Origin of the sequence: Leifsonia soli (assembly GCF_013408745.1) — a bacterium.
GTDB lineage: Bacteria > Actinomycetota > Actinomycetes > Actinomycetales > Microbacteriaceae > Leifsonia > Leifsonia soli.
On the sequence record NZ_JACCBJ010000001.1, the window covers coordinates 1,463,383 to 1,484,025 of the forward strand.

Annotated in this window: 17 protein-coding genes; 6 read left to right on the plus strand and 11 right to left on the minus strand. The window is 72.2% G+C overall.

The features are described 5' to 3' along the window. Positions 1–51: 51 nt before the first annotated feature. Both BJ963_RS07100 and ku read right to left on the minus strand, forming a co-directional pair. On the minus strand, positions 52–1,023 hold the full coding sequence (locus BJ963_RS07100; RefSeq protein ID WP_089909928.1) for a DNA topoisomerase IB: 972 nt from the start codon (positions 1,021–1,023) through the stop codon (positions 52–54). Beyond that, positions 1,020–1,910, minus strand: coding sequence for a non-homologous end joining protein Ku (ku, locus tag BJ963_RS07105; protein ID WP_179455548.1), 891 nt, complete (start codon positions 1,908–1,910; stop codon positions 1,020–1,022). The genes BJ963_RS07100 and ku overlap by 4 nt, the downstream gene beginning before the upstream one ends. 98 nt (positions 1,911–2,008) lie before the next feature. Between ku and BJ963_RS07110 the strand changes: the two genes are divergently transcribed. Next, positions 2,009–4,432, plus strand: a complete 2,424-nt coding sequence (locus BJ963_RS07110; protein ID WP_179455550.1) for an ATP-dependent DNA ligase — start codon at positions 2,009–2,011, stop codon at positions 4,430–4,432. A 33-nt stretch (positions 4,433–4,465) separates the two neighbouring features. On the opposite strand, the gene BJ963_RS07115 is transcribed toward BJ963_RS07110, so the two are convergent. Both BJ963_RS07115 and BJ963_RS07120 read right to left on the minus strand, forming a co-directional pair. Beyond that, positions 4,466–5,767 carry an MFS transporter gene (locus BJ963_RS07115; protein ID WP_172824299.1) on the minus strand — a complete coding sequence of 434 codons (1,302 nt, stop codon included), beginning with the start codon at positions 5,765–5,767 and terminating at the stop codon, positions 4,466–4,468. Between the two features lie 83 nt (positions 5,768–5,850). Beyond that, complete coding sequence (locus BJ963_RS07120) at positions 5,851–6,294, minus strand: nitrogenase-stabilizing/protective NifW family protein (protein ID WP_179455552.1); 444 nt, start codon at positions 6,292–6,294, stop codon at positions 5,851–5,853. A 60-nt stretch (positions 6,295–6,354) separates the two neighbouring features. On the opposite strand from BJ963_RS07120, the gene BJ963_RS07125 reads away from it, so the two are divergent. Continuing rightward, a complete protein-coding gene (locus tag BJ963_RS07125) occupies positions 6,355–7,929 on the plus strand; it encodes a bifunctional phosphatase PAP2/diacylglycerol kinase family protein (RefSeq protein ID WP_246298005.1) in 1,575 nt (524 codons plus the stop codon). 54 nt (positions 7,930–7,983) lie between these two features. On the opposite strand, the gene BJ963_RS07130 is transcribed toward BJ963_RS07125, so the two are convergent. Next, positions 7,984–9,156: a citrate synthase gene (locus BJ963_RS07130; protein ID WP_179455554.1), complete on the minus strand. Its 1,173-nt coding sequence runs from the start codon at positions 9,154–9,156 to the stop codon at positions 7,984–7,986. A 52-nt stretch (positions 9,157–9,208) separates the two neighbouring features. Between BJ963_RS07130 and BJ963_RS07135 the strand changes: the two genes are divergently transcribed. Next, positions 9,209–10,414, plus strand: coding sequence for a citrate synthase (locus BJ963_RS07135; protein WP_179455556.1), 1,206 nt, complete (start codon positions 9,209–9,211; stop codon positions 10,412–10,414). A 75-nt stretch (positions 10,415–10,489) separates the two neighbouring features. On the opposite strand, the gene BJ963_RS07140 is transcribed toward BJ963_RS07135, so the two are convergent. From BJ963_RS07140 to BJ963_RS07150, 3 genes are read right to left on the minus strand one after another with little or no spacing between them, the layout of a single operon-like run. Beyond that, positions 10,490–11,149, minus strand: coding sequence for a methionine ABC transporter permease (locus BJ963_RS07140; RefSeq protein WP_089909910.1), 660 nt, complete (start codon positions 11,147–11,149; stop codon positions 10,490–10,492). Further along, entirely contained in the window at positions 11,146–12,189 is a 1,044-nt protein-coding gene (locus BJ963_RS07145) for an ATP-binding cassette domain-containing protein (RefSeq protein WP_179455559.1), read from the minus strand. The genes BJ963_RS07140 and BJ963_RS07145 overlap by 4 nt, the downstream gene beginning before the upstream one ends. Continuing rightward, positions 12,189–13,136 carry a MetQ/NlpA family ABC transporter substrate-binding protein gene (locus BJ963_RS07150; protein ID WP_179455561.1) on the minus strand — a complete coding sequence of 316 codons (948 nt, stop codon included), beginning with the start codon at positions 13,134–13,136 and terminating at the stop codon, positions 12,189–12,191. Before BJ963_RS07150 ends, BJ963_RS07145 begins: the two co-directional genes overlap by 1 nt. A gap of 202 nt (positions 13,137–13,338) precedes the next feature. Between BJ963_RS07150 and BJ963_RS07155 the strand changes: the two genes are divergently transcribed. The 3 genes from BJ963_RS07155 to BJ963_RS07165 are packed head-to-tail and all read left to right on the plus strand — an operon-like array spanning position 13,339 to position 15,928. Then, positions 13,339–13,593, plus strand: a complete 255-nt coding sequence (locus BJ963_RS07155) for a BatC protein (RefSeq protein ID WP_089909900.1) — start codon at positions 13,339–13,341, stop codon at positions 13,591–13,593. Then, positions 13,593–14,948, plus strand: coding sequence for a cupin domain-containing protein (locus BJ963_RS07160; RefSeq protein WP_179455563.1), 1,356 nt, complete (start codon positions 13,593–13,595; stop codon positions 14,946–14,948). Before BJ963_RS07155 ends, BJ963_RS07160 begins: the two co-directional genes overlap by 1 nt. Further along, a complete protein-coding gene (locus tag BJ963_RS07165) occupies positions 14,945–15,928 on the plus strand; it encodes a ferredoxin family protein (protein ID WP_343037237.1) in 984 nt (327 codons plus the stop codon). Before BJ963_RS07160 ends, BJ963_RS07165 begins: the two co-directional genes overlap by 4 nt. A gap of 46 nt (positions 15,929–15,974) precedes the next feature. On the opposite strand, the gene BJ963_RS07170 is transcribed toward BJ963_RS07165, so the two are convergent. The 3 genes from BJ963_RS07170 to BJ963_RS07180 form a co-directional block, all read right to left on the minus strand. Further along, positions 15,975–16,397: a VOC family protein gene (locus tag BJ963_RS07170; protein ID WP_179455565.1), complete on the minus strand. Its 423-nt coding sequence runs from the start codon at positions 16,395–16,397 to the stop codon at positions 15,975–15,977. A gap of 96 nt (positions 16,398–16,493) precedes the next feature. After that, positions 16,494–16,898, minus strand: coding sequence for a helix-turn-helix transcriptional regulator (locus tag BJ963_RS07175; protein ID WP_089909891.1), 405 nt, complete (start codon positions 16,896–16,898; stop codon positions 16,494–16,496). Positions 16,899–16,951: 53 nt separating this feature from the next. Beyond that, on the minus strand, positions 16,952–20,548 hold the full coding sequence (locus BJ963_RS07180; RefSeq protein ID WP_179455567.1) for a TM0106 family RecB-like putative nuclease: 3,597 nt from the start codon (positions 20,546–20,548) through the stop codon (positions 16,952–16,954). Positions 20,549–20,643: the final 95 nt, after the last annotated feature.

Here is a 20,643-nt window from a genome sequence, read left to right on the forward strand (position 1 = left end):
TTCGCCTCCGCGACGGCGTGTCGGGCGGAAAACTCAGGAGATGTCGGTTCGTCAGCTGGTGGAGAGGAGGTCGAGGAGGGCGGGCTCCGGGGTGCGGCCCCCGGAGGTGTCGATGACCTCTCCGCTGCGGTAGCGGTCGAAGATGCGCGGATCGATGTAGCTGTTGCGCGCGATCGCCGGGGTGTTGCCGAGCGCGGCCGCCGCCTCGTTCACGGCGGCGCTGATCCGTTTCTTCCGCTGCGAGTCCGACCCGGCGACGCCCAGCTCGGCGAGCGCCTCCGCCGCGACGATCGTGCCGTGCAGTGTGCGGAAGTCCTTCGCGGTGAACTCGCCGCGGGTCTGCCGCCGGATGTACTCGTTGAGGGACGCCGGGCGGATGGAGTGCCAGGTGCCGTCCTTCCAGGACAGCAGCCGGGACCGCTGGCCGCGGAGCGCCTGGACCTGCCGCAGCAGCTCGGCCAGGTCGGCGTCGGTGATGGTGCTCGTCCACTTCTGTGCCGACTTCGCCGGGAACGTGAGGGTGATGTCGTCGTCCTCGATGCGCGCATGGCGGCAGAGCAGGGTCGTGAGACCGCGGCTCCCGTTGGCGTGCAGGTACTCCTCGCTGCCGATCCTGACGCTGCCCAGGTCGATGATGCGGAAGGCCGCCGCGAGGATGCGGTCGCGGCCGAACCCTTCCTCCCGCAAGTCCATGGTCACCTTACGGCGGGCCGACGGCAGCGTCTCCGCCAGCAGCGCGGCCCGCTCGAACTTGACGCGGTCCTGGTGCAGCCTCCAGGAGTCGTGATAGCGGTACTGGCGGCGGCCGGCCTGGTCGGTCCCCACGGCCTGGATGTGCCCACGGGCGTCGGGCGAGATCCACACGTCCTGCCAGGCCGGAGGCAGTACGAGCGACCGGATGCGCTCCAGCTCGCGCTCATCGACGATCGTGTTGCCCGCTTCGTCCTCGTACACCGGTCCCGAGTCGGTCATCCTCCGGTGGTAGCCGGGGCCGGACGGGTTGCTGCGCTTCAGCCGCGTCACGCGGGCTTCTTCGCAGACTTCTTCGCCGGGGTCTTCCGAGCTGCCGGCTTCTTCTCGGCCGGCTTCTTCTCCGCGGGCTTCTTGGCCGCGGTGGACTTCGAGGAGCGGCTGCGGTCGACGCTGCGCTGGAGGGCTTCCATCAGGTCGATGACCTCGCCTCCGCCCTTCTTCTCCTCCTCCTCGCCGAAGGTGGCGGCCGTGTCGACGCTCTCACCCTGCTCCAGCTTCGCGTCGATGAGCTTGCGCAGCTCGTCCTGGTATTCGTCGCTGAACTTCTCGGGCTCGAAGTCGCCGGCGAAGCTCTCCATCAGGGCGCTCGAGAGCTGCAGCTCGCGGTCGGAGATGCGCGGCGTCTGATCCAGCGACGGGAACTCGGCCGCCCGGATCTCGTCGTGCCAGAGCAGCGCCTGCAGGACGAGCACGTTGCCGCGCACACGCAGCGCGCCGAGCCGGGTCTTCTGGCGCAGGGCGAACTCGACGATCGCCGTGCGCTCCTCGTCCTCCAACGTCTTCCGCAGGAGCGCGTATGCCTTGAGCGACTTGGAGTCGGGCTCCAGATAGTAGCTGCGGTCGAACATCAGCGGGTCGAGCTGGTCGTTGGGCACGAACTCCACCACGTCGATCTCGCGGCTGCGCTCGGAGGGCAGCGAGGCCATGTCCTCCGCCGTCAGGATGACCGTGCGCTCACCGTCGTCGTACGCCTTGACGATGTGCTCGTACGGGATGACCTTCCCGTCGATCTCGCAGCGCCGCTGGTAGCGGATACGGCCGCCGTCGGCGTCGTGCACCTGGTGCAGCGGGACGTCGTGATCCTCGGTCGCGCTGTATACCTTCACCGGAACGTTGACCAGACCGAAGGTGATCGCGCCCGTCCATATGGCCCTCATGTGCCCATCGTGTCCGGCAAAAGGCGCATTTTCAAGCCATGATCAGGGAATGCGCCGGAACGCATCCGCGACGGCCGTGCCGGGCGTACGGTGAGGGCATGGCCGCGCAGGACACCGAGGTCGTCGAGATCGACGGCCACCGCCTCAAGCTGACCAACCTCGACAAGGTCATGTACCCGGAGACCGGGACGACGAAGGCCGACATCTTCGGCTACTACAACGCCGTCGCCGACGTGATGATCCCGCACGTGCGCGACCGGATCGCGACACGCAAGCGCTGGGTGCACGGCGTCGGGACGCCGGACGATCCCGGCGAGGTGTTCTTCCAGAAGAACCTCGACCCCGCCTCCACACCGGACTGGGTGCGCCAGGCCTCCATCACGCACAAGACGAGCACGAACACCTACCCGCTGGTGAACGACCGGGCGACCCTGATCTGGCTGGCGCAGATCGCGTCCCTCGAGATCCATGTCCCGCAGTGGCGGGTGGGGCGCGGCGGCGAACGGAGGAATCCGGACCGTCTGGTGCTCGACCTCGACCCCGGTGAGGGCGTCACCCTGGTCGACTGCGCCGATGTTGCCAGGCTGGCGCGCGCCATCCTCACCGACATGGGACTCGACCCCTTCCCCGTGACCTCCGGCTCGAAGGGCATCCACCTGTACGCCGCGCTCGACGGCTCCCAGACCAGCGAGCAGATCAGCGCCGTCGCGCACGAGCTCGCCCGCGCGCTCGAAGCGGACCATCCCGACCTCGTCGTCAGCGACATGAAGAAGTCGCTGCGCGCCGGGAAGGTGCTGGTCGACTGGAGCCAGAACAACGGTGCGAAGACGACGATCGCGCCGTACTCGCTGCGCGGCCGCTTCCATCCGACGGTCGCTGCGCCCCGCACCTGGCGCGAGCTGGCCTCCAAGAAGCTCGAGCACCTGGACTACCGCGAGGTCCTGCAGCGGCTGAAGCGCCGCGGCGACCCGCTGGCCGACCTCTCCGCCGGGGACGGCGCGTCCGGCCACGGCGGTCACGTGTCGGAGCCCGATCGGCTGTCCACCTACCGGTCGATGCGGGATGCGACGAAGACGCCGGAGCCGGTGCCCGGCGAACGGCCAGCCGCCCGGGAGGGGCGGTCGTTCGTCATCCAGGAGCACCACGCCCGCCGGCTGCACTGGGACTTCCGGCTGGAGAACGACGGCGTGCTCGTCAGCTGGGCGCTCCCCAAGGGCCCGCCGACGGACACGAAGCAGAACCATCTTGCGGTGCACACCGAGGACCACCCGCTCGAGTACGGCGGATTCGCCGGCGACATCCCGCACGGCGAGTACGGCGCGGGGCACGTCGACATCTGGGACCACGGGGACTACAAGCTGGAGAAGTGGCGCGACGACGAGGTGATCGCCACGCTGCACGGCCAGCCGGACGGCGGCCTCGGCGGCGAGCCGAGGAGGTTCGCACTCATCCGGACGGCGCAGGGCGGCGACGAGAAGAACTGGCTCATCCACCTGATGAAGACGGAGGGGCACGACGACCACCGGACGCATCGCGACCCCGGTCCGGCCATCACGGGCGACCCGGTGTCCCCGATGCTGGCGACCCTCGGCTCGCCGGCCGACGTGACCGACGAGGACGAGTGGGCCTTCGAGATGAAGTGGGACGGCATCCGGGCCATCGCCGAGGTGCGTGGCGGCCGGCTGCGGCTCACCACCCGCAACGGCAACGACGTCACCTCCACGTATCCCGACCTCGCCGGGCTCGTCGACCTCGCCGGCGATCACGATCTCGTGTTGGACGGCGAGATCGTCACCCTGAATCCGAAGGGCCGGCCCGATTTCGGGCTGCTGCAGACCAGGATGGGGCTGACCCGTCCCGGCGACGTGCAGGCCGCGCTCAAACGGGCCCCGGCGCACTACATGGTGTTCGACGTGCTGGAGGTGGACGGCCGGAAGCACACGCGCGACAGCTACGACGAGCGCCGCGCGCTCCTGACCGAGGTGCTGCGGCCGGGCCGCAGCGACGCCGTGCAGGTGCCTCCGGCGTTCGACGGCGACCTCGACCACGCCATCGCCTCCAGTCGCGAGCTCGGGCTGGAAGGGGTGATGGCGAAGCGGCGGGACAGCACGTACGCGACCGGCCGCCGGTCGCGCTCCTGGATCAAGATCAAGCACCACCTCACGCAGGAGGTCGTCATCGGCGGGTGGACGCCCGGCAACGGCAGGCGGGCGGACACCATCGGCGCGCTGCTGCTCGGCATCCCCGACGGCGACACCCTGCGCTACGTGGGCAAGGTGGGGACGGGCTTCACCGACCGGGTGCTGGACGATCTGGCCGCCAAGCTCGGGGCGCACGAGCGCAAGACGCCGCCCCTCGAGGGCGTACCGTCCGCCGATGCGCGCGGAGCGCACTGGGTGCGGCCGGAGTACGTCGGAGAGGTCGAGTTCGCCGAGTGGACGGGGCCCGGGCGGCTGCGGCAGCCGTCGTGGCGTGGCCTCCGGCCGGACAAGCGGCCGGACCAGGTGGTGCGGGAGAGCTGAGCCCGCGGCCGAAGCCGGCGCGCCGAGGCCGTCTCAGGGCGTCGGGGCGAGCGCGTCGTAGCGGCGGAACGAGCCCTGGATGCGCGCGATCGTGGCGACCAGGACGACGATCAGCAGGCCGCCCAGCAGCGGAGGGAACCACAGCGCTCCGGTCAGGGCGAGGACACCGATGTAGAGGTCGCCGAGCCGCGGTCCGCCGGTGACGACGACGGTGAAGACGCCCTGCAGCCGGCCGCGCATCGCATCGGGAGCAGAGGCCTGCAGGATCGTCATGCGGAAGATCGAGCTGACGTTGTCGGCGGCCCCGGATGCGGCGAGCAGCACGGTCGCGGCGATCAGCGCCGGCAGGTTCGCCTGCACGAGGGAGGCTCCGCCGCCCGCGGTCCCGGTGAGAGCGACCACCGCGAGCACGATGCCGAAGCCGAGGATGCTGGCGCCGTACACGACGATCGCCCGTTCGACCGCGCGGCCCTGCCAGCGCACGCCGCCGAGCCGGCCGGAGAAGACGCTGGAGAGCAGCGTGCCGACCGCGCCGGCGGCCGTCAGGATGCCCACCGTGATCGGTCCGCCGCCGATGAGCAGCGCGCCCACCGCCGGGAACAGCGCCCGCGGCTGGCCGAACGTCATGGCGATGACGTCCAGCACGAACGTCATGCTGAGGTTGGGCGCGGTGCGCAGGAACCGCAGGCCCTCCAGCACCGAGGACAGACCTGCGCCCTTCCGCTCCCCCTCGGGCACGATGGATGGGAGGGTGAAGATGCCGAGGAACGCCGCCGTGAAGAGCAGCGCATCCACCGTGTAGGTCCAGGGGATGCCGACCGTCGCGACCAGGAGTCCGGCCAGCGCCGGGCCGACGGTCACCATCACGCCCATGCTGATGCCGCCGAGCGCGCTGGCGGCCGGAAGGAGGCTCACCGGCAGCAGGCGCGGAGTGATCGCCTGACGGGTCGCCCCGATCATGACCCCGGCGACGGCGTTGATCGTCGTGATGACGTAGAGCGGCCAGACGACCGGGATGTGCATCCAGGCCAGCAGCGCGAGCACCGCGGTCGACGACCAGGCGACGACGGCGGTCACCAGCGCGACCGTGCGCCGGTCGAAGGCGTCGGCGAGCACACCGCCGTACAGGCCGAAGACGATCATCGGGACCAGGGCGAACAGGGCGACCAGCGACACCGCGAGGGTCGAGTGCGTGAGGTCGTAGATGTGCAGGCCGACCGCGACGATGGTCATCTGCGAGCCGATGCCGGAGATCGCGCCGCCGGCCCACAGCCGGGCGAAGGCAGGCGACTCGCGGAGCGGCGACAGGTCGACGAAGTGCCGCCGCCGCGACAGGGTCTCGGCGGGTGGTGCGGAAGGATCCGCCGGCGCGGTCGGGTCGGTGCTTGTCGGGTCCGTGCCGCGCCGCGGGTCCGCGCTCAGAAGCGAGGCTGCTTGCTGAGGCGCACCGCGGCGGTCGAGAACACGACACCGGCGAGCATGATCACCACGGTGATCGCCTGGAGCAGCACCTGGAAGAAGGGCGCGAACGGCGTCACCGACACCCAGAGCCACAGGATCGCGCCGATCAGCGTGATGACGTAGCTGAAGGTGCGGCGGGCGTACAGCGCGTTGAGCGACACGACGGTGGCGGCAACCGAGACCTGGAAGAAGGGCAGGAAGTCCTCGGCGTTGCCCGACCAGGTGGCCACGAGGCTCCAGATGCCGATGACCAGCGACGCCAGCACCACGATCGTGGCGAGGAGGTTGCCGAGCGCGGGCGGCAGGGTCGTGCTGAGGCTGCGGACGAGCGTTCCGTGCTCGTCGCTGCCGACGACGTCCTGCTGGTGCTCGTTGGGCTGGGAGATGACGTGCGTGCTCACGCCGTCGATCCTACCGCCCGTCGGGCGCTCCGCCACGCGGTCTCGGCGTACGTTGGCGGTATGGCAGCATCCCGTCGACGCCCCCGGTCCCGCCCGTCGCGCCGCCCTCACCGGCGCCTCTCGCTCCCCGCCCGCGTGAAGCGCTGGGATGCGAGAGTCGCCTCGCGCATCAACGCGCGCACGACGGGGGCGGTGTCGGACGGGTTCTGGCGCGGGCTCACCCGCGCGGCCAACCACGGCACGCTGTGGTTCGCCGCTGCGTCCGTGCTGGTCGCCCTGGGCCGCCCGCGCGCGGCGGCGCGGGGGCTCGCCTCGCTCGGGCTCGCCAGCCTCGTCGCCAACCTGGTGGGGAAGCGCCTGGTCGGCGGCGACCGGCCGGCGCTCACCTCCATCCCGCTCGCCCGGCGGCTGGAGCGTTCCCCCACCTCGCCGTCGTTCCCGTCGGGGCACACGGCGAGCGCCGCCGCCTTCGCGACCGGCGTCGCCCTGGAGTGGCCGGCCGCCGGCGCGGCACTCGCGCCGCTGGCTGCCGGGGTCGGGTACTCGCGCCTGCACACCGGTGCGCACTGGCTCTCCGATGTGGTGGGAGGCGCCGCGATCGGCGCAGGGGCCGCGGTCGGGGTGAAGCTGCTCACCCCCGCGGTGAAGCCGGCCGTGCGCCGCGACCCACCGACCGCGCGGATGATCGACCTCCCGGCGACCGGGACCGGGGAGGGCGTGTTCATCGTGGTGAATCCCGGTTCCGGGCGCGGGATGGGCGGCCCGCAACCCGGTCCGCTGCTGCGGGAGCGTCTTCCGCAGGCGGAGGTCCACGAGCTGGCCGACGGCGACGACATCGGCGACGTCATCGAACGGCGGCTCGCCGCGGAGACCCCGCCGACCGTGCTCGGCGTCTCCGGCGGCGACGGAACGGTCGCGGCGGTCGCCCAGCGCGCCCGAGCGGCCGGGCTGCCGCTCCTCGTCTTTCCCGGGGGCACGTTCAACCACTTCGCGAAAGCCGCCCTGCTCGATTCCATGGATGCGACGCTGCGGGCTCTCGCCGCCGGGTCCGGCCGGGAGGTCGACGTCGCGGACCTGACGTTCGGCACGGGCGAGACGATCACCGTGCTGAACACGGCCTCCGTCGGCCTCTATCCCGCGTTCGTCGAGGAGCGCGAGAAGCACGAGAAGCGGCTGGGCAAGCCGATCGCCGCCCTCATCGCGGCCATCCGGGTCGTCCGCCGCGGCGACCCCCTCGAGGTCGAGATCGACGGGCGGACGCGCACGGTCTGGTCCGTGTTCGTGGGCGTCGACCGGTACTACCCGGTCGCCGTCGCACCGATCGAGCGGCGACGGCTCGACGACCACCTGCTCGACGTCCGCATCCTCTTCGCCGACGGGAAGCCGCGCTCCCGCGGCGCCGTCGCGCTCGCCTTCGGCGGCAGGACGGACGCCCTCGTCGCCCGGATGCCCTTCCTGCAGGGCCCTCCTGCGCTGGAGGCGCGGACCGTCGAGGAGATCACCATCGCGGCGCGGGGCGACGACCCCGGCTACGCGCACGACGGCGAAGCGTCCACCGAGACGCCCGGCGAGCCCCGGAGGATCACCCTCCGGGTGCGGCCGGCGGCGTTGACGGTGTACTCGCCGCGCGAGTGACGCGCGAGCGCGTCCGTTCCGGCGGCGCGGTGCCGCCGGCCCCCTACCGCCGGTTCAGCGCACGGCCTCCTGCCGCGCCGGCAGCGGCTCCGGCGCCGCGGGTCCGACGTACCGCGAGGACGGCCGCAGGATCTTCCCGTCGGCCGCCTGCTCCAGGATGTGGGCCGTCCATCCCACCACGCGCGCCGCGGCGAACGTCGGCGTGAACATCGACCGGGGGATGCCGCACAGCTCCATCACGACGCCCGCGTAGAACTCCACGTTCGTGTGCAGCTCGCGTCCCGGCTTCAGCTCGGCGAGGAGCTCCTGCACGCGCCGCTCGACCTGGACGGCGAAGTCGACCCGCGGGCCGCCGAACCCCTCGGCGAACGCGCGGAGCATGCGCGACCGCGGGTCCTCCGTCCGGTACACCGCGTGCCCGAAGCCCATCACCCGGCCGCCCTGCGAGAGCGTGCGGCGCACCCACTCGTCCGTCCGGTCGGGCGTGCCGATCTCGTCCAGCGTGTCCAGGGCCCGGCTCGGCGCTCCGCCGTGCAGGGGGCCGGACAAAGCGCCGAGCGCCCCGCCCACCGCCGACGCGAGGTCCGCCCCGGTGGATGCGATCACCCGCGCCGCGAACGTGGAGGCGTTGAACCCGTGGTCGATCGCCGCGGTCATGTACGCGCTGAGCGCGCGCTCCTCCTGCTGCGTCGGAACGCGCCCGGTCACCAGGTGGAGGTACCCGGCGACGTAGCCCAGATCGTCGCGGGGCTGCGCCGGCTCACGGCCGTCGGCGAGCGCGTGCAGCCGTGCAAGCAGAACGGGGGTGACCGCGGCGGTCCGGATCGCGTCCTCCACCCGGGCATCCGCGCTCTCGTCGTACAGCGGACGGGCGCCGTCGGCCGCCGCGACAGCGGTGAGCGCCATGCGGAGGCCGGCCAGCGCATCCCCGCCGGAGGTCAGCCGCGCGATCGCCGGGAGCAGCTCGATCACGGCGGGCGGAATCGATCGCGCCGCTGCGATCCGCGCGCGGAACGCCGCCAGCTCGTCGGCGGTCGGCAGCGCGCCGAACAGCAGGAGGTGCCACGCCTCCTCGAAGGTCCGCTCCCGGGCGAGATCCACCGCCGAGTACTGCCGGTAGTGGTAGAAGCCTTCGTGCCCGCGCACGTCGCCGAGCTCGGTGCGCGCGGCCACGACGTTCGTGAGGCCGCGCGGAACGTCGATGAGGGTGTCGTCCATCCTGTCCATATCGGTAGTGTGAACGTGGATGCAACACATCGTCAATGTTGATTGGATCAATATGGATGCCCTCCCCCGCCTCACCGCCGAGCAGACCGCCGAGCGGCTCGGTGTGAAGCTGGAGACCCTGTACGCGTACGTCGCGCGCGGGCGGCTCGGCCGCGAGCGCACCGCCGACGGCTCCAGCTTCGATCCGCTGGAGGTCGAGCGCTTCGCCGCGAGCAGGCGGCGGCGACCGCCGGCCGACGCCGACCGCTCGGAGGGCCGCCCGCTGATGGTCATCGAGACGGACTTCGCCTCCATCGAGGACGGCGAGTTGCGCTACCGCGGCCGTCCCGTCGACCAGCTCGCCGCGGAACCGTTCGAGACGGTCGCGCACTGGGCCCTCACCGGAGCCTGGGATGCGACGGCTCGCTTCGCGGCGGGCGCGGGCCTCGACGCAGCCCGGGCCGTCGCCGTCGCCCTCCCGGCCGCGGCGGGAGACCGGGACCGCCAGCTCGTCGCCGTGAGCGCCTTCGCGGCCGCCGACCCGCTGCGCGCCTCCCTCGACCCGGTCGTGGTGGCCTCGGCCGCCGAGCGCCTGGTGGCCGGGATGGTCGAGGTGCTGCCCACGCACGCCGACGCCGACCCCGATCTCCCCTCCCGCCTGTTCGCCCGGCTCGCCCCGCGCGCCTCCGCGGCGCCGGCGGCCGACGTCGCCCTGCTCAACGCCGCCCTCGTGCTGCTGCTCGACCACGACATCGCCGTCTCGACCCTCGCCGCCCGCGCGGCCGCCTCCGCGCGCGCCACCCCCTACGGCGTCGTCGTCGCCGGACTGGGAGCGCTCGACTCGCCCCTCCACGGGAACGCCAGTCGCGCGGCCCACCGTCTGCTGGAGCGCGTCGTCTCCGGCGAGGACCCGGCCCGCGCCGTGGCCGACGCCGTCGTCACAACGCACGGACCCGTCCCTGGGTTCGGCCAGCCGCTCTACCCCGACGGCGACCCCCGGGCGCGCATCCTGCTCGGGATGATCGCCGACGACCCCCGGCATGCCGCCGTCACGGCCGCCGTGCGGGCGGTCTGCGACGTCGTGCGCGAGCGCACCGGCGCGCATCCCAACGTCGACCTCGCTCTCGGTGCCGCCACCCTCGCCCTGGGGATGCGCGACGACGCGGGCGAGGTGGTCTTCGCCACGGCCCGCACGGTCGGCTGGATCGTGCACGCCATCGACGAGTACGCGCAGCGCCCGCTGCGCCTGCGGCCGGTCGGCCGCTACACCGGCCCCTGACCGTCGTCCGCATCCCTGGGTCGCAACACGCCGTCTCGACGGCGCGGCAACGGCGTGTCGCGACCCACGGATCGCTCAGCGGCGGAGCGCCTTGCGCGCCAGCCAGTTCCCGAGGAACTGCGCGGCCTGCACCAGCACGACGATCGTGATCACCGCGATCCACGTCACGGCCCAGTTGTAGCGCTGGTACCCGTACGAGATCGCGAAATCGCCGAGGCCGCCTCCGCCGATGCTGCCGGCGATGGCGGACAGGTCGACGATGGCGACGAAGATGAAGGTGTAGCCGAGGATGAGCGGGCCGAGCGCCTCGGGGATCAGCAGGGTCGTGATGATCCGCCACGGGCTCGACCCCATCGCTCTTGCGGCCTCGATCACGCCCGGCTCGATGGTGACGAGGTTCTGCTCCACGATCCGCGAGATCCCGAAGGTCGCTGCGATCGTCATCGGGAAGATCGCGGCGGGCGTGCCGAGGAACGTGCCGAGCACGAACTGCGTCAGCGGTGCGATCGCGGTCATGAAGATGATGAACGGGATGGGCCGGATGAAGTTGACGACCACATTGAGCACCGTGAAGAGCGCACGGTTCTCGAGCAGTCCGCCGCGCCGCGTCGTGTAGAGCAGGACGCCGAGCGCGAGGCCGAGGATGCCGCCGAGCACGAGCGTGGCGACGACCATCCACAGCGTCTGGCCGATGGACTCCAGGTACACCGGCCACAGGGTCGACCAGTCGGTCATGCCGCCACCTCCTCGACCTCGGTCACCGCGCGGAGCTCGGCGATCAGCGCATCCACATCGCCGGGCTCGCCGAGGAGCTCCAGCGTGAGGCTGCCGAACGACCGGCCCTGCAGCGCCGAGATGCCGCCGTAGACGATCTCGAAACGGACGTTGTGGCGGCCCACCGCGTCCGACAGCACCGACCCGAGACGGCCGTCGTCGTGGATGCGCGCCGAGACGATCCGCCCGGCGTGCTTGCCGCGGAGACGCTCGATGTCCGCCTCCCCCGGCTGGTTGCGCAGGACCGTGCCGACGAACCGCCGCGCCGTCGGCGTCTGCGGGTCGGAGAAGACCTCGAACACCGTGCCCTGCTCGATCACCCGGCCGGCGTCGAGCACGGCGACGCGGTCCGCGATCGAGCGCACCACCTCCATCTCGTGCGTGATGACGACGATGGTGACGCCGAGCTCGCGGTTGACGCGCGCGAGCAGGGCGAGAACGTCCGACGTGGTCTCCGGGTCGAGCGCGCTGGTGGCCTCGTCCGCGAGCAGGATGTCGGGGTTCGTCGCCAGCGCTCGGGCGATCCCGACGCGCTGCTTCTGCCCGCCGGAGAGCTGATCGGGGTAGCTCCACGCCTTGTCGGTGAGCCCGACGAAGGCGAGCAACTCGGCGACGCGCTGCTTGCGCTTGTCCGCCGGCCACCCCGCGACCTTGAGCGGGTAGGCGACGTTCCCGAACACCGTGCGCGAGCGGAACAGGTTGAACTGCTGGAAGATCATGCCGATCCCCGCGCGCACGCCGCGCAGCTCCCGTTCCTTCAGCTGCGTGAGATCCCGGCCGTCCACGATCACGGACCCGGCGGTGGGATGCTCCAGGGCGTTGATGAGCCGCACCAGCGTGCTCTTGCCCGCACCCGAGTAGCCGATGATCCCGAAGATCTCGCCGCGCGCGATCGTCAGGTCGAGCCGGTCGACGGCCGGAACCGCGGCGTCACCGGAGCCGAAGCTCTTGGTGACGCCGCGGAACTCGATGATCGGCGACGCGCTGTCGCGGTCCCCCACTACTTGGCCGCCTCGATGGTCTTCTTGAGGCCGTCGAGGATGCCGATCAGGTCGGACTGGGGGCGATCGACGATGACGGCGGTGTTCTTCGACTCGGCGAGCACCGCGTCCGTCACGGCCTTCGTGTGGTACAGCTTCGCGATCTTCAGGTACGTCGGGTTGTCCTTGTCCTTCTCACGGGCGACGAAGGCGTTGATGTACGGCTCGGCGGTCTCCGACTTCGGGTCGTCCTGGAACAGCGCCGACTTCGGGTCGATGCCGGCGGTCAGGGCGTAGTTGTTGTTGATGATGGCGCCGTCGGCCGAGCTGAGCGCCGGTGCGGTCTGGGCCGCGTCCACCGGGATGACCGTGACCTTGGAGGCGGCGGCGTCGATGTCGGCGGGCGTGGCCAGGGTGCTTCCGCCGTCGTTGAGCTTCAGCAGTCCGGCCTTCTGCAGCACCAGCAGAGCGCGCGCCTGGTTGGTCGGGTCGTTCGGGATGGCGATCTTCCCGCCCTGGGGGATGCTCTCGAGGCTGGTGTGCTTGGTCGAGTACAGCGGGAGCGGGACGACGAGGGTCGAACCGATCGGCACCAGGTTCTGCTTCGCCTGCACGTCGTAGTTGGCGAGGAACTGCAGGTGCTGGAACAGGTTGAGGTCGAGCTGGCCGTCGGCGAGCGCCGGGTTCGCCTGCGTGTAGTCGCGGAAGTTGACGGTCTGGATGTCGATGCCCTCCTTGGCCGCCTCCTTCTTCAGGACGGCCCAGTACGGCGAGGACGCCTCGGTCGTGCCGATCTTCACCGTCACGCTCTTCGCGGTGGCGGCGCCCGACCCCGTGAGGTTCACGACGACCAGCACGACGGCAACGATGACGGCGACGACCGCGATGCCGATGCCGACGAACAGGCCGGTGCGGGAGCGCTTCGGCTTCTCCGGAAGGGCGGGGGTGGACGGGGTGGCGTCGGACATGGCTGCGCCTCTCTCTCGTGAAGGGGGGTGTGTGCCGACGGACGGTGTGGCGGCACGTCCGAGCCTCCCCCGAGCCGCGGACGACGGTCAAAACGTCTTGCGAAATGTGACGCCGCCCGTTCACCGGACCGCCCTTACGGAGGCGCTGGGCCGCGCGTAGGGTGAGGGGCGTCAGCGTTCCCGCGGACGGAGTGGAGACGGAATGAGCGACATCAACGACGACGACATCACCACAGACGCGGTCGGCGGCGGCGAAGGCCCCGCGGACGGCGGAGCGAATCCCGGCGGCCACGACGGCGGAGCCGACGGCTCGGCCGCGGGCGAAGGCCCGGCCGACGGCGGAGCGAACCCCGGCGGCCACGACGGCGGAGCCGACGGCTCGGCCGCGGGCGAAGGCCCCGCCGACGGCGGAGCCAATCCCGGCGGCCACGACGGCGGAGCCGACGGGTCCGCTTGATGACGACCCAGGAGCGCGGGCCGGGCGACCGGCCCGCGCTTTCGCGTTGCGTGCCGGTCGACCGCGCGGAGTTCGCGGCCGACCACTGGGGCCGGAAGCCGCTGTTCACCCGCGCCGCCGCGCTCCCCGACGACTTCTCCGACCTGTTCAGCATCGACGCCGTCGACGAACTCGTCTCGGCGCGCGCCATCCGCACGCCGTTCGTCCGCATGGCGAAGGAGGGAGCCGTCCTCCCGCCGTCGCGGTTCACCGGCCCGGGCGGCTTCGGCGCGGAGGTCGGCGACCAGCTCGACTCCGCGAAGGTGCTGGCGGAGTTCGCGGACGGAGCGACCCTGGTGCTCCAAGGGTTGCACCGCACCTGGCCGCCGATCGCGGAGTTCGCCCGGCGCCTCGCCGTCGAGCTCGGGCATCCCGCCCAGGTCAACGCGTACATCACGCCGGCGTCGTCCCGCGGCTTCGACCCGCACTACGACGTGCACGACGTGTTCGTGCTGCAGATCGCCGGGGAGAAGCACTGGCGCATCCACGAGCCTGTGCATGTCGACCCGTTGCGCGATCAGCCCTGGAGCGACCGCCGCGACGCCGTCGCCGCCCGCGCCGAGGAGGCGCCCGCGATCGACGAGACCTTCCGCCCCGGCGACGCGCTGTATCTGCCGCGCGGATGGATCCACTCGGCGGAGGCCCTCGGGGGCGTCTCTGTGCACCTGACCATCGGCGTCGCCGCCTACACGCGCCACGACGTGGTCCGCGAGGCCGTCGCCCGCGCGGCCGACGCCGCCGCACTGCGCAGTTCGCTCCCGCTCGGGTTCGACCCGGCGGACCCCGAGGCGGTCGCCCCGATCGTCGAGGAGACGGTGGAGGCGCTGATCGCCGCGCTGAGCGACCCCTCCTCGCGTTCTGCGGTCGCCGACGCGGTGGCGGGCCGCCTGCGCCGTCGGCAGCGGTCGGACACCCCGCCCGCTCCCGTCCGCCCGTTGGAGACCATCGGCGCCGCCGCGGATCTGACCGTCGACAGCGTCGTCGCCGCGCGCCAGGGACTCGTCCCGGACGTCACGGTGGAGGTGGAGACGGTCACCGTGCGGCTCCCGACCAAGACGGTGGCGCTGCCGATCGCCGCCCGCGCGGCGGTCGAGCGGCTGCTGGACGGGCGTCCGGTCGCCCTCGGTGAGCTGCCCCTCGACGAGCGCTCCGCGGTCGTCGTCGCGCGGCGGCTGCTGCGCGAGGGGATCCTGGTGCCGCAGCCGGGCTGGGCGGACGCCGCCTACCCGGACGTCGACCCGGCGGATGATGCGGGCGTGTCGAGCGACGGCGAGCGGAGCGCGACCGCCGACTTCGGGACCGCGACAGCGACGTGACCGGTCTCCCGCCGCGCACTTCCGTGCCGGATGCCGGCTCCGGGGCTCCCGGAGACGGCGTCCGCGCCGAATCCGCGCGGGCGCCGGCCGGAGCCGGAGAGTGGATGCCGTGCAGCGATCGCGCCCTGCAGCGCGACGACCCGCTGGCCGGCACCGCAGGCTTCGGCGAACGCTGGCTGCTCGTGGAGATCGAGAGCGGATGGGGTCGGCACGCGTTCTTCGACTCCGCCCTCGATCCTGCACTCGGGGCGCGCGTGGTGGCGCGAGCCGAGGAGGCGGGCATCCGTCCGCTCGCGATCCGGCGCACCCGGCTGCGGGCGCCGCTGCGTCGCGACCAGACGTCGTGGCGGTGGGCGCTGGTGGACTGCCGCCCCGGGCGGGAGGGCATCCGCTGGGGCGCGGTGGACGACCCCGCCGAGCTGCTGACGCTTCCGCTCGACGGGAGCGCCGGCGAACCCAGTGAAGCGCCGATCTACGCGGTGTGCGCGCACGCCCGGCACGACCAGTGCTGCGCGGTGCGCGGGCGGCCGGTGGTGGAGGCCCTGGCCGCCGAGCATCCCGAGCTGACCTGGGAGTGCTCCCACCTCGGTGGGGACCGCTTCGCCGCGACGATGATCGCGTTCCCGGAGGGGCTCCTCTACGGCCGGGTCGGCGCGGAGGACGCCTCCCGCGTCGTGGAGCGGCACGCGGAGGGCCGTGTCGTTCCGGAGCTCCTCCGCGGACGCACCTGTCTGAGCACGGTCGCGCAGGCGGCGGAGGCGTTCGCGCGCGCCGAGACCGGAGACGACCGCATCGCGGCGTTCCGGCCGCTGGCCGAGCATCCCCACCCGCACGGCTGGACGGTCGAGCTGGCGCACGGCGACGATCGCCTCACCGTGGAGGTGGGCGAGCGGCTGTCCGAGCCGCTGCTGAGCACGTGCGCTGCGACCATCGCCCGGCCGGTCCGCGAGTTCGTGCCGGTGTCGGTCAGTAGTGCATGACGCTGCCGGTGTGCGCGACGTGAGGCCGCGCACACCGGCGGTCGGATCAGGCGTTCTGCGTCGCGGGTGTCGACTGCAGGATGCGCACCATGTTGCCGGACGGGTCGCGGAAGGCGCAGTCGCGAGGACCCCACGGCTGGTCGATCGGCTCCTGGAGGACCTCGGCTCCCGAAGCGCGCACGCGCTCGAAGGCGGTGTCGAGGTCGTCGGTGCGGAACACGGTCGGGCTCAGGGAGCCCTTGACGACGAGCTGCGCGAGCGCGTCGCCGTCCGCCTGGGAGCGGCCTGCGTGGGGGTCGCTGAGCACGACGGCCGCGCCGTCGTCGCCGGCCACCCCGAGGGTGACCCAGCGGTGGTCGCCGGAGGTGACGTCCTGGATGACGTCGAGGCCGAGGGCGTCGCGGTAGAACGCGAGCGACTCCTCCGGGTCGAGGACGGTGATCTGCGAGTACTGGAGTGAAACGGTCATGAGTCGACTCTAGGAACGGGGATCGGAGCGTGCTTCTCCAAAACTGCTCAGGTGGAGAACGGGCCGATCGCGCCGTCTGTGGACGGAATCGGGCGGTCAGGCCTTCGAGCGCACCGGCCGGGTGCGCTGCTTCGCGATGCAGTCCGGCATCGCCCGGACCGCCTCGTGCTCCCGTGCGCGGTAGTCGGTCGGCGTCATCCCGACGACCTCGCTGAACTTCGAGCTGAACGAGCCGAGCGACGTACAGCCGACCGCCATGCACGCATCGGTGACCGACATGCCGGTGCGGAGCAGCGCCATCGCCCGCTCGATCCGCCGGGTCATCAGGTAGCTGTACGGCGTCTCCCCGTACGCCGCGCGGAACTGGCGGGAGAAGTGCGCGGGCGACATGAAGGCGCGGGCGGCCATGGTCGGGACGTCGAGCGGCTTCGCATAGTCGCGGTCGATGAGGTCCCTGGCCCGGCGCAGGTGCGCGAGCGTCTGCAGCTCCTCCGGTGACACGGGATGAGCGTAACAGGACGCGCCGCACAGCGGCAGGACCGCCCTCGGCTCCCTCAGCCGACCGGCAGCGCCGCGCTGCGCTCTGCCCCCTCCACCAGCCGGATGAACGCGCTCAGCTCCCCCACCCCGGCGGGAGTGGTCGGGAGGAACTCCGTGAGTTCGGGCGAGTGCACGAGGTACGCCGCCCACTTCGCCCGCGAGATGGCGACGTTCAGCCGGTTCTTCATGAGGAGGAACGACACACCGCGCGGCACATCCACCGCGGACGAGGCCGCCAGGCTGACGATGGCGACCGCGGCCTCCTGGCCCTGGAACTTGTCGACCGTCCCCACCCGGACCTCCCGGTGCCCGGCCGCGTCGAGCAGCGCCCGCACCTCGGCGAGCTGGGCGTTGTAGGGCGTCACGACGATGATGTCGTCCTCCGCGAGGGGGTCGTCGATGCGTCCGGCATCCGGGTCGCTCCACGAGCGGCCGAGCAGGTCGTCGACGAGGGCGACGACGGTCTCGGCTTCCTCCGGCGACGAGGTCGAGTTGCCCACGTGCAGCACCGGCACGGGATGCACACCCGGGGCGACCCCGCCGAGCTCGCGGTCGGACGCGCCCTCGTGCGCCCGGAGCCTGCCCTCGTACGAGAGAGTGGACACGGCGGCGGCGAGAGCGGGATGCATGCGCCGCGTCTCCGCGAGGAAGTACCCGTACTCCGCCGGCAGCACGTCGTGGCCGTCGCTCACCCAGCCGAGCGCGGAGCCGTCGACCGGCTCGGGGTGCCGCCCCTGGCTGACCTGCGGCAGCTGCTGCGGATCGCCGAGCAGCAGGAGGTTCTTCGCCGCGACTCCGACCGCGATCGTGGAGGCCAGCGAGAACTGCCCGGCCTCGTCCACCACCATCAGGTCGAGGCTGCCCCGCGGGACACGTCCCGCGTTCGCGAAGTCCCACGCGGTGCCGCCGAGCACGAATCCGCGCTGCTCATTGACGCCCGCGAACTCGAGATGACCGTTGGCCGCCAGAGGCGTGAAGCGAGGTGGCATCTCCGCGGCTGTCTGCGTAGCGGCGGCCGTCTCCGTCTCCGAGGCCGGCTCGGCGGCCGGCACGCCCGCCGCGGCCGCCTGCTCCGGCCGGGAGCCGCCGCTCGGCACCTTGCCGACCTGATCGGGGTCGAGGCCCGCCGCCACCACCCGGTCGAGCAGATTCTCGACGACGGCATGGGACTGCGCCACCACTCCGACCTTCCAGCCGTGCTCGGCCACCAGCCGCGCGATGACGTGCGCGCCCAGGTAGGACTTGCCGGTCCCCGGCGGGCCCTGAACCGCCAGATAGGACCGGTCGAGATCGAGCAGGCTCGCCACGACCGCGTCGATCCGCCCGGTGCCGTCACCGCCACCGCCGGTGTCGCCCCGCTCCGACGGATCCGGAACGAGCGCGCCCGATCGCGTGCGCGGCGGTGTGCGCCGCAGCAGATCGATCGTCGCATCCACCGGCCACGTCTCGTGATGGCGCGCGATCAGCAGGGCGGTGCCCCACTCGCGGATCGCCTCGCCGAGCCGCCGGGAGTCCGGCGGTGCCGCCGGGGTGAGCGCGCTCGGCAGGTCGCGGTACGGAGCGACCTCGGGGGGAAGGGTCTCGCGGACGACGACCGAGCCGTCGTCGAGCGCGTCGATCACCGCCACCGTGCGGGCGGCCCGCGCTCCGGGCTGAGCCCGAGGCTGCCGGAACGGCCCCGGGTACTCGTAGAGCAGGTACGGCCCGGTGCGTTCGCTCACGCGGACGGCGCTCCCCGCACCCCAGGCGCCGGTGAGCAGCAGTTCGCGCCGCTCGACGCGCTGTCCCTCGTCGAGATACCAGTCGCGCAGCACGGTCGCGCTCTCCACGACGAGCACGTCGCGCGTCTCGCCCCACTCCTCGATCGGCTGGATCAGCCGCGAGAAGTGCGACTGCCAGAAGCTCTTCTGCTCGCGCCGGTGGAAGTCGATCGCCGCAGCGGCGAGGGCCATCGCTCGACGATCCGCATCGCGATGCGGGTCGAGCGGGTCACCGGCGAAGGCGAGCAGCCCCGCCCGCAGCGGCGACGCCTCGGGCGACGCCTCGGTCTCCTCCATCGGCGCCGCGCCGATCGGGATGCCGTTCTCGGTCGCGCGGGCGATCAGCCAGTCCCGCAGGCGCAGCGTGGAGACGCAGTCGTAGCGGTTGTAGTCGCCGATGTCGTCGAGGAGCGGCTGTGCCTCCTCCAGCCGGCCGAGCGCGATCAGATCTCGTGCATTCGCGTATTCGGTGATCGAGTCGGCGCCCGTCGTCACGTCGCTCTCGCGGAGCTCGTCGCCCATGTAGAGCGGCTCGAGCTTCTTGATCGAGTACGACCGCGACCCGACGCGGACCGCCTTGCGCACCAGCGGGTACAGGTCGACCATCACGTTGTCGCGCAGCAGGCCGTCGACCTCCTCTTCGCCGACGCCGTGCCGGGCGGCGAGGGCGAGCAGGTGGGTCTGCTCGTAGGCCGCGTAGTGGTAGATGTGCATGCCGGGGTACTGGGCGCGGCGTTCGCGGACGAACGCCAGGAAGGCCTCCAGCGCCACACGCTCCGCCGCGAAGTCGTGCGCCCAGAACGCGGTGAACCGCTCCTCCTGGTCGACCAGGCCGAACAGGTAGTCGAGGTTCCACCGCTCGCCTGCGCCCTCGGTGTACAGCGGGTCGCCCTCGAAGTCGAAGAAGATGTCGCCGGCATCGGGATGGGGCAGCACCGCCAGCACCGGCGCGTTGAAGACGCGCACCGGCGGCGGGGCGTCCGGCACCGCCTGGAGCTGGAGGCGTGCCTGCTCGCGCAGCCCGTCGAGCGTGCCATCGGGGATGCCGTCGACCGGCCCGGTCGAGGCGGCGAGGGAGTCGATGGTCGCGATGCCCGCCGCGAGCAGGTGCTCGCGCTGGGTCACGCGCATCCCCGCCACCAGCAGCACGTCGCGGGACGCCTGCACCTCGGCGTCGCACGTTTCGCAGCGCCCGTCGACGGTGAAGCGCGGATCGCCCCAGGCGACCGGCCCCGCATCGGCCGCGTGCTCCGCGACGATCGTCAGCAGCCGGGCGCGCCGCTTGCGGTACACCGGCTCGATGTCGGTCAGAGAGTGCTCGCTCACCGACCCGTCGCCGAGAAGCAGCTCGACCGTGTCGTCGACATCCACGCCCATCCGTCGCAGCTGTTCCGCGTAGGCGGCGAGCTGCAGCAGCGCCGTCACGCGGGCGCTGCGGGCGAGCTTGGAGTCTTGCACGCGGTAGCGGCCGTCGGGCAGCCGCACGACGAAGTCGGCGAACCCGACGAACGACCCGTCGAAGAAGGTCGCCTGGAAGACGACCTCCGCCCCGCGCTCGAAGGCCTCGGACGTGCGGCGGACGGCGTCGGCGAGGGCGTCGGCCGTCAGCTGCTCGGGACGCTCGATCTCGGCGACGCCGCTCCCGAATCGCTCGCGGTAGCGCTCGAGGATGCGGTGCTCGTGCTCGTCGCCCATGCGCGACGACCGCACGTACATCGGATCGTCGATCTCTTCGGTCTTCTCGAGCCGGCCCAGCTTCACGTCGAGCGTGCGGAGGAAGGCGAACTCGCACTTCGACGCCTCGGTGAGGTCGCTGGCGCTCGTAACGATGATCCCGTCGAGCAGGAACACGGCGACCTCCCTCCGCTTCCGGGCGACCGGTGCGCCACCCGCTCTGCGAGACTACCGGCGACCACCGACAGGAGCGGGTTCTCCACAGCGGCGGC

What these genes read in the sequence shown, in the direction of transcription:
- ku (WP_179455548.1), bottom strand. Translation starts at nt 1,910, where the DNA reads ATGAGGGCCATATGGACGGGCGCGATCACCTTCGGTCTGGTCAACGTT.
- BJ963_RS07110 (WP_179455550.1), top strand. Translation starts at nt 2,009, where the DNA reads ATGGCCGCGCAGGACACCGAGGTCGTCGAGATCGACGGCCACCGCCTC.
- BJ963_RS07125 (WP_246298005.1), top strand. Translation starts at nt 6,355, where the DNA reads ATGGCAGCATCCCGTCGACGCCCCCGGTCCCGCCCGTCGCGCCGCCCT.
- BJ963_RS07130 (WP_179455554.1), bottom strand. Translation starts at nt 9,156, where the DNA reads ATGGACAGGATGGACGACACCCTCATCGACGTTCCGCGCGGCCTCACG.
- BJ963_RS07135 (WP_179455556.1), top strand. Translation starts at nt 9,209, where the DNA reads ATGGATGCCCTCCCCCGCCTCACCGCCGAGCAGACCGCCGAGCGGCTC.
- BJ963_RS07140 (WP_089909910.1), bottom strand. Translation starts at nt 11,149, where the DNA reads ATGACCGACTGGTCGACCCTGTGGCCGGTGTACCTGGAGTCCATCGGC.
- BJ963_RS07150 (WP_179455561.1), bottom strand. Translation starts at nt 13,136, where the DNA reads ATGTCCGACGCCACCCCGTCCACCCCCGCCCTTCCGGAGAAGCCGAAG.
- BJ963_RS07155 (WP_089909900.1), top strand. Translation starts at nt 13,339, where the DNA reads ATGAGCGACATCAACGACGACGACATCACCACAGACGCGGTCGGCGGC.
- BJ963_RS07160 (WP_179455563.1), top strand. Translation starts at nt 13,593, where the DNA reads ATGACGACCCAGGAGCGCGGGCCGGGCGACCGGCCCGCGCTTTCGCGT.
- BJ963_RS07170 (WP_179455565.1), bottom strand. Translation starts at nt 16,397, where the DNA reads ATGACCGTTTCACTCCAGTACTCGCAGATCACCGTCCTCGACCCGGAG.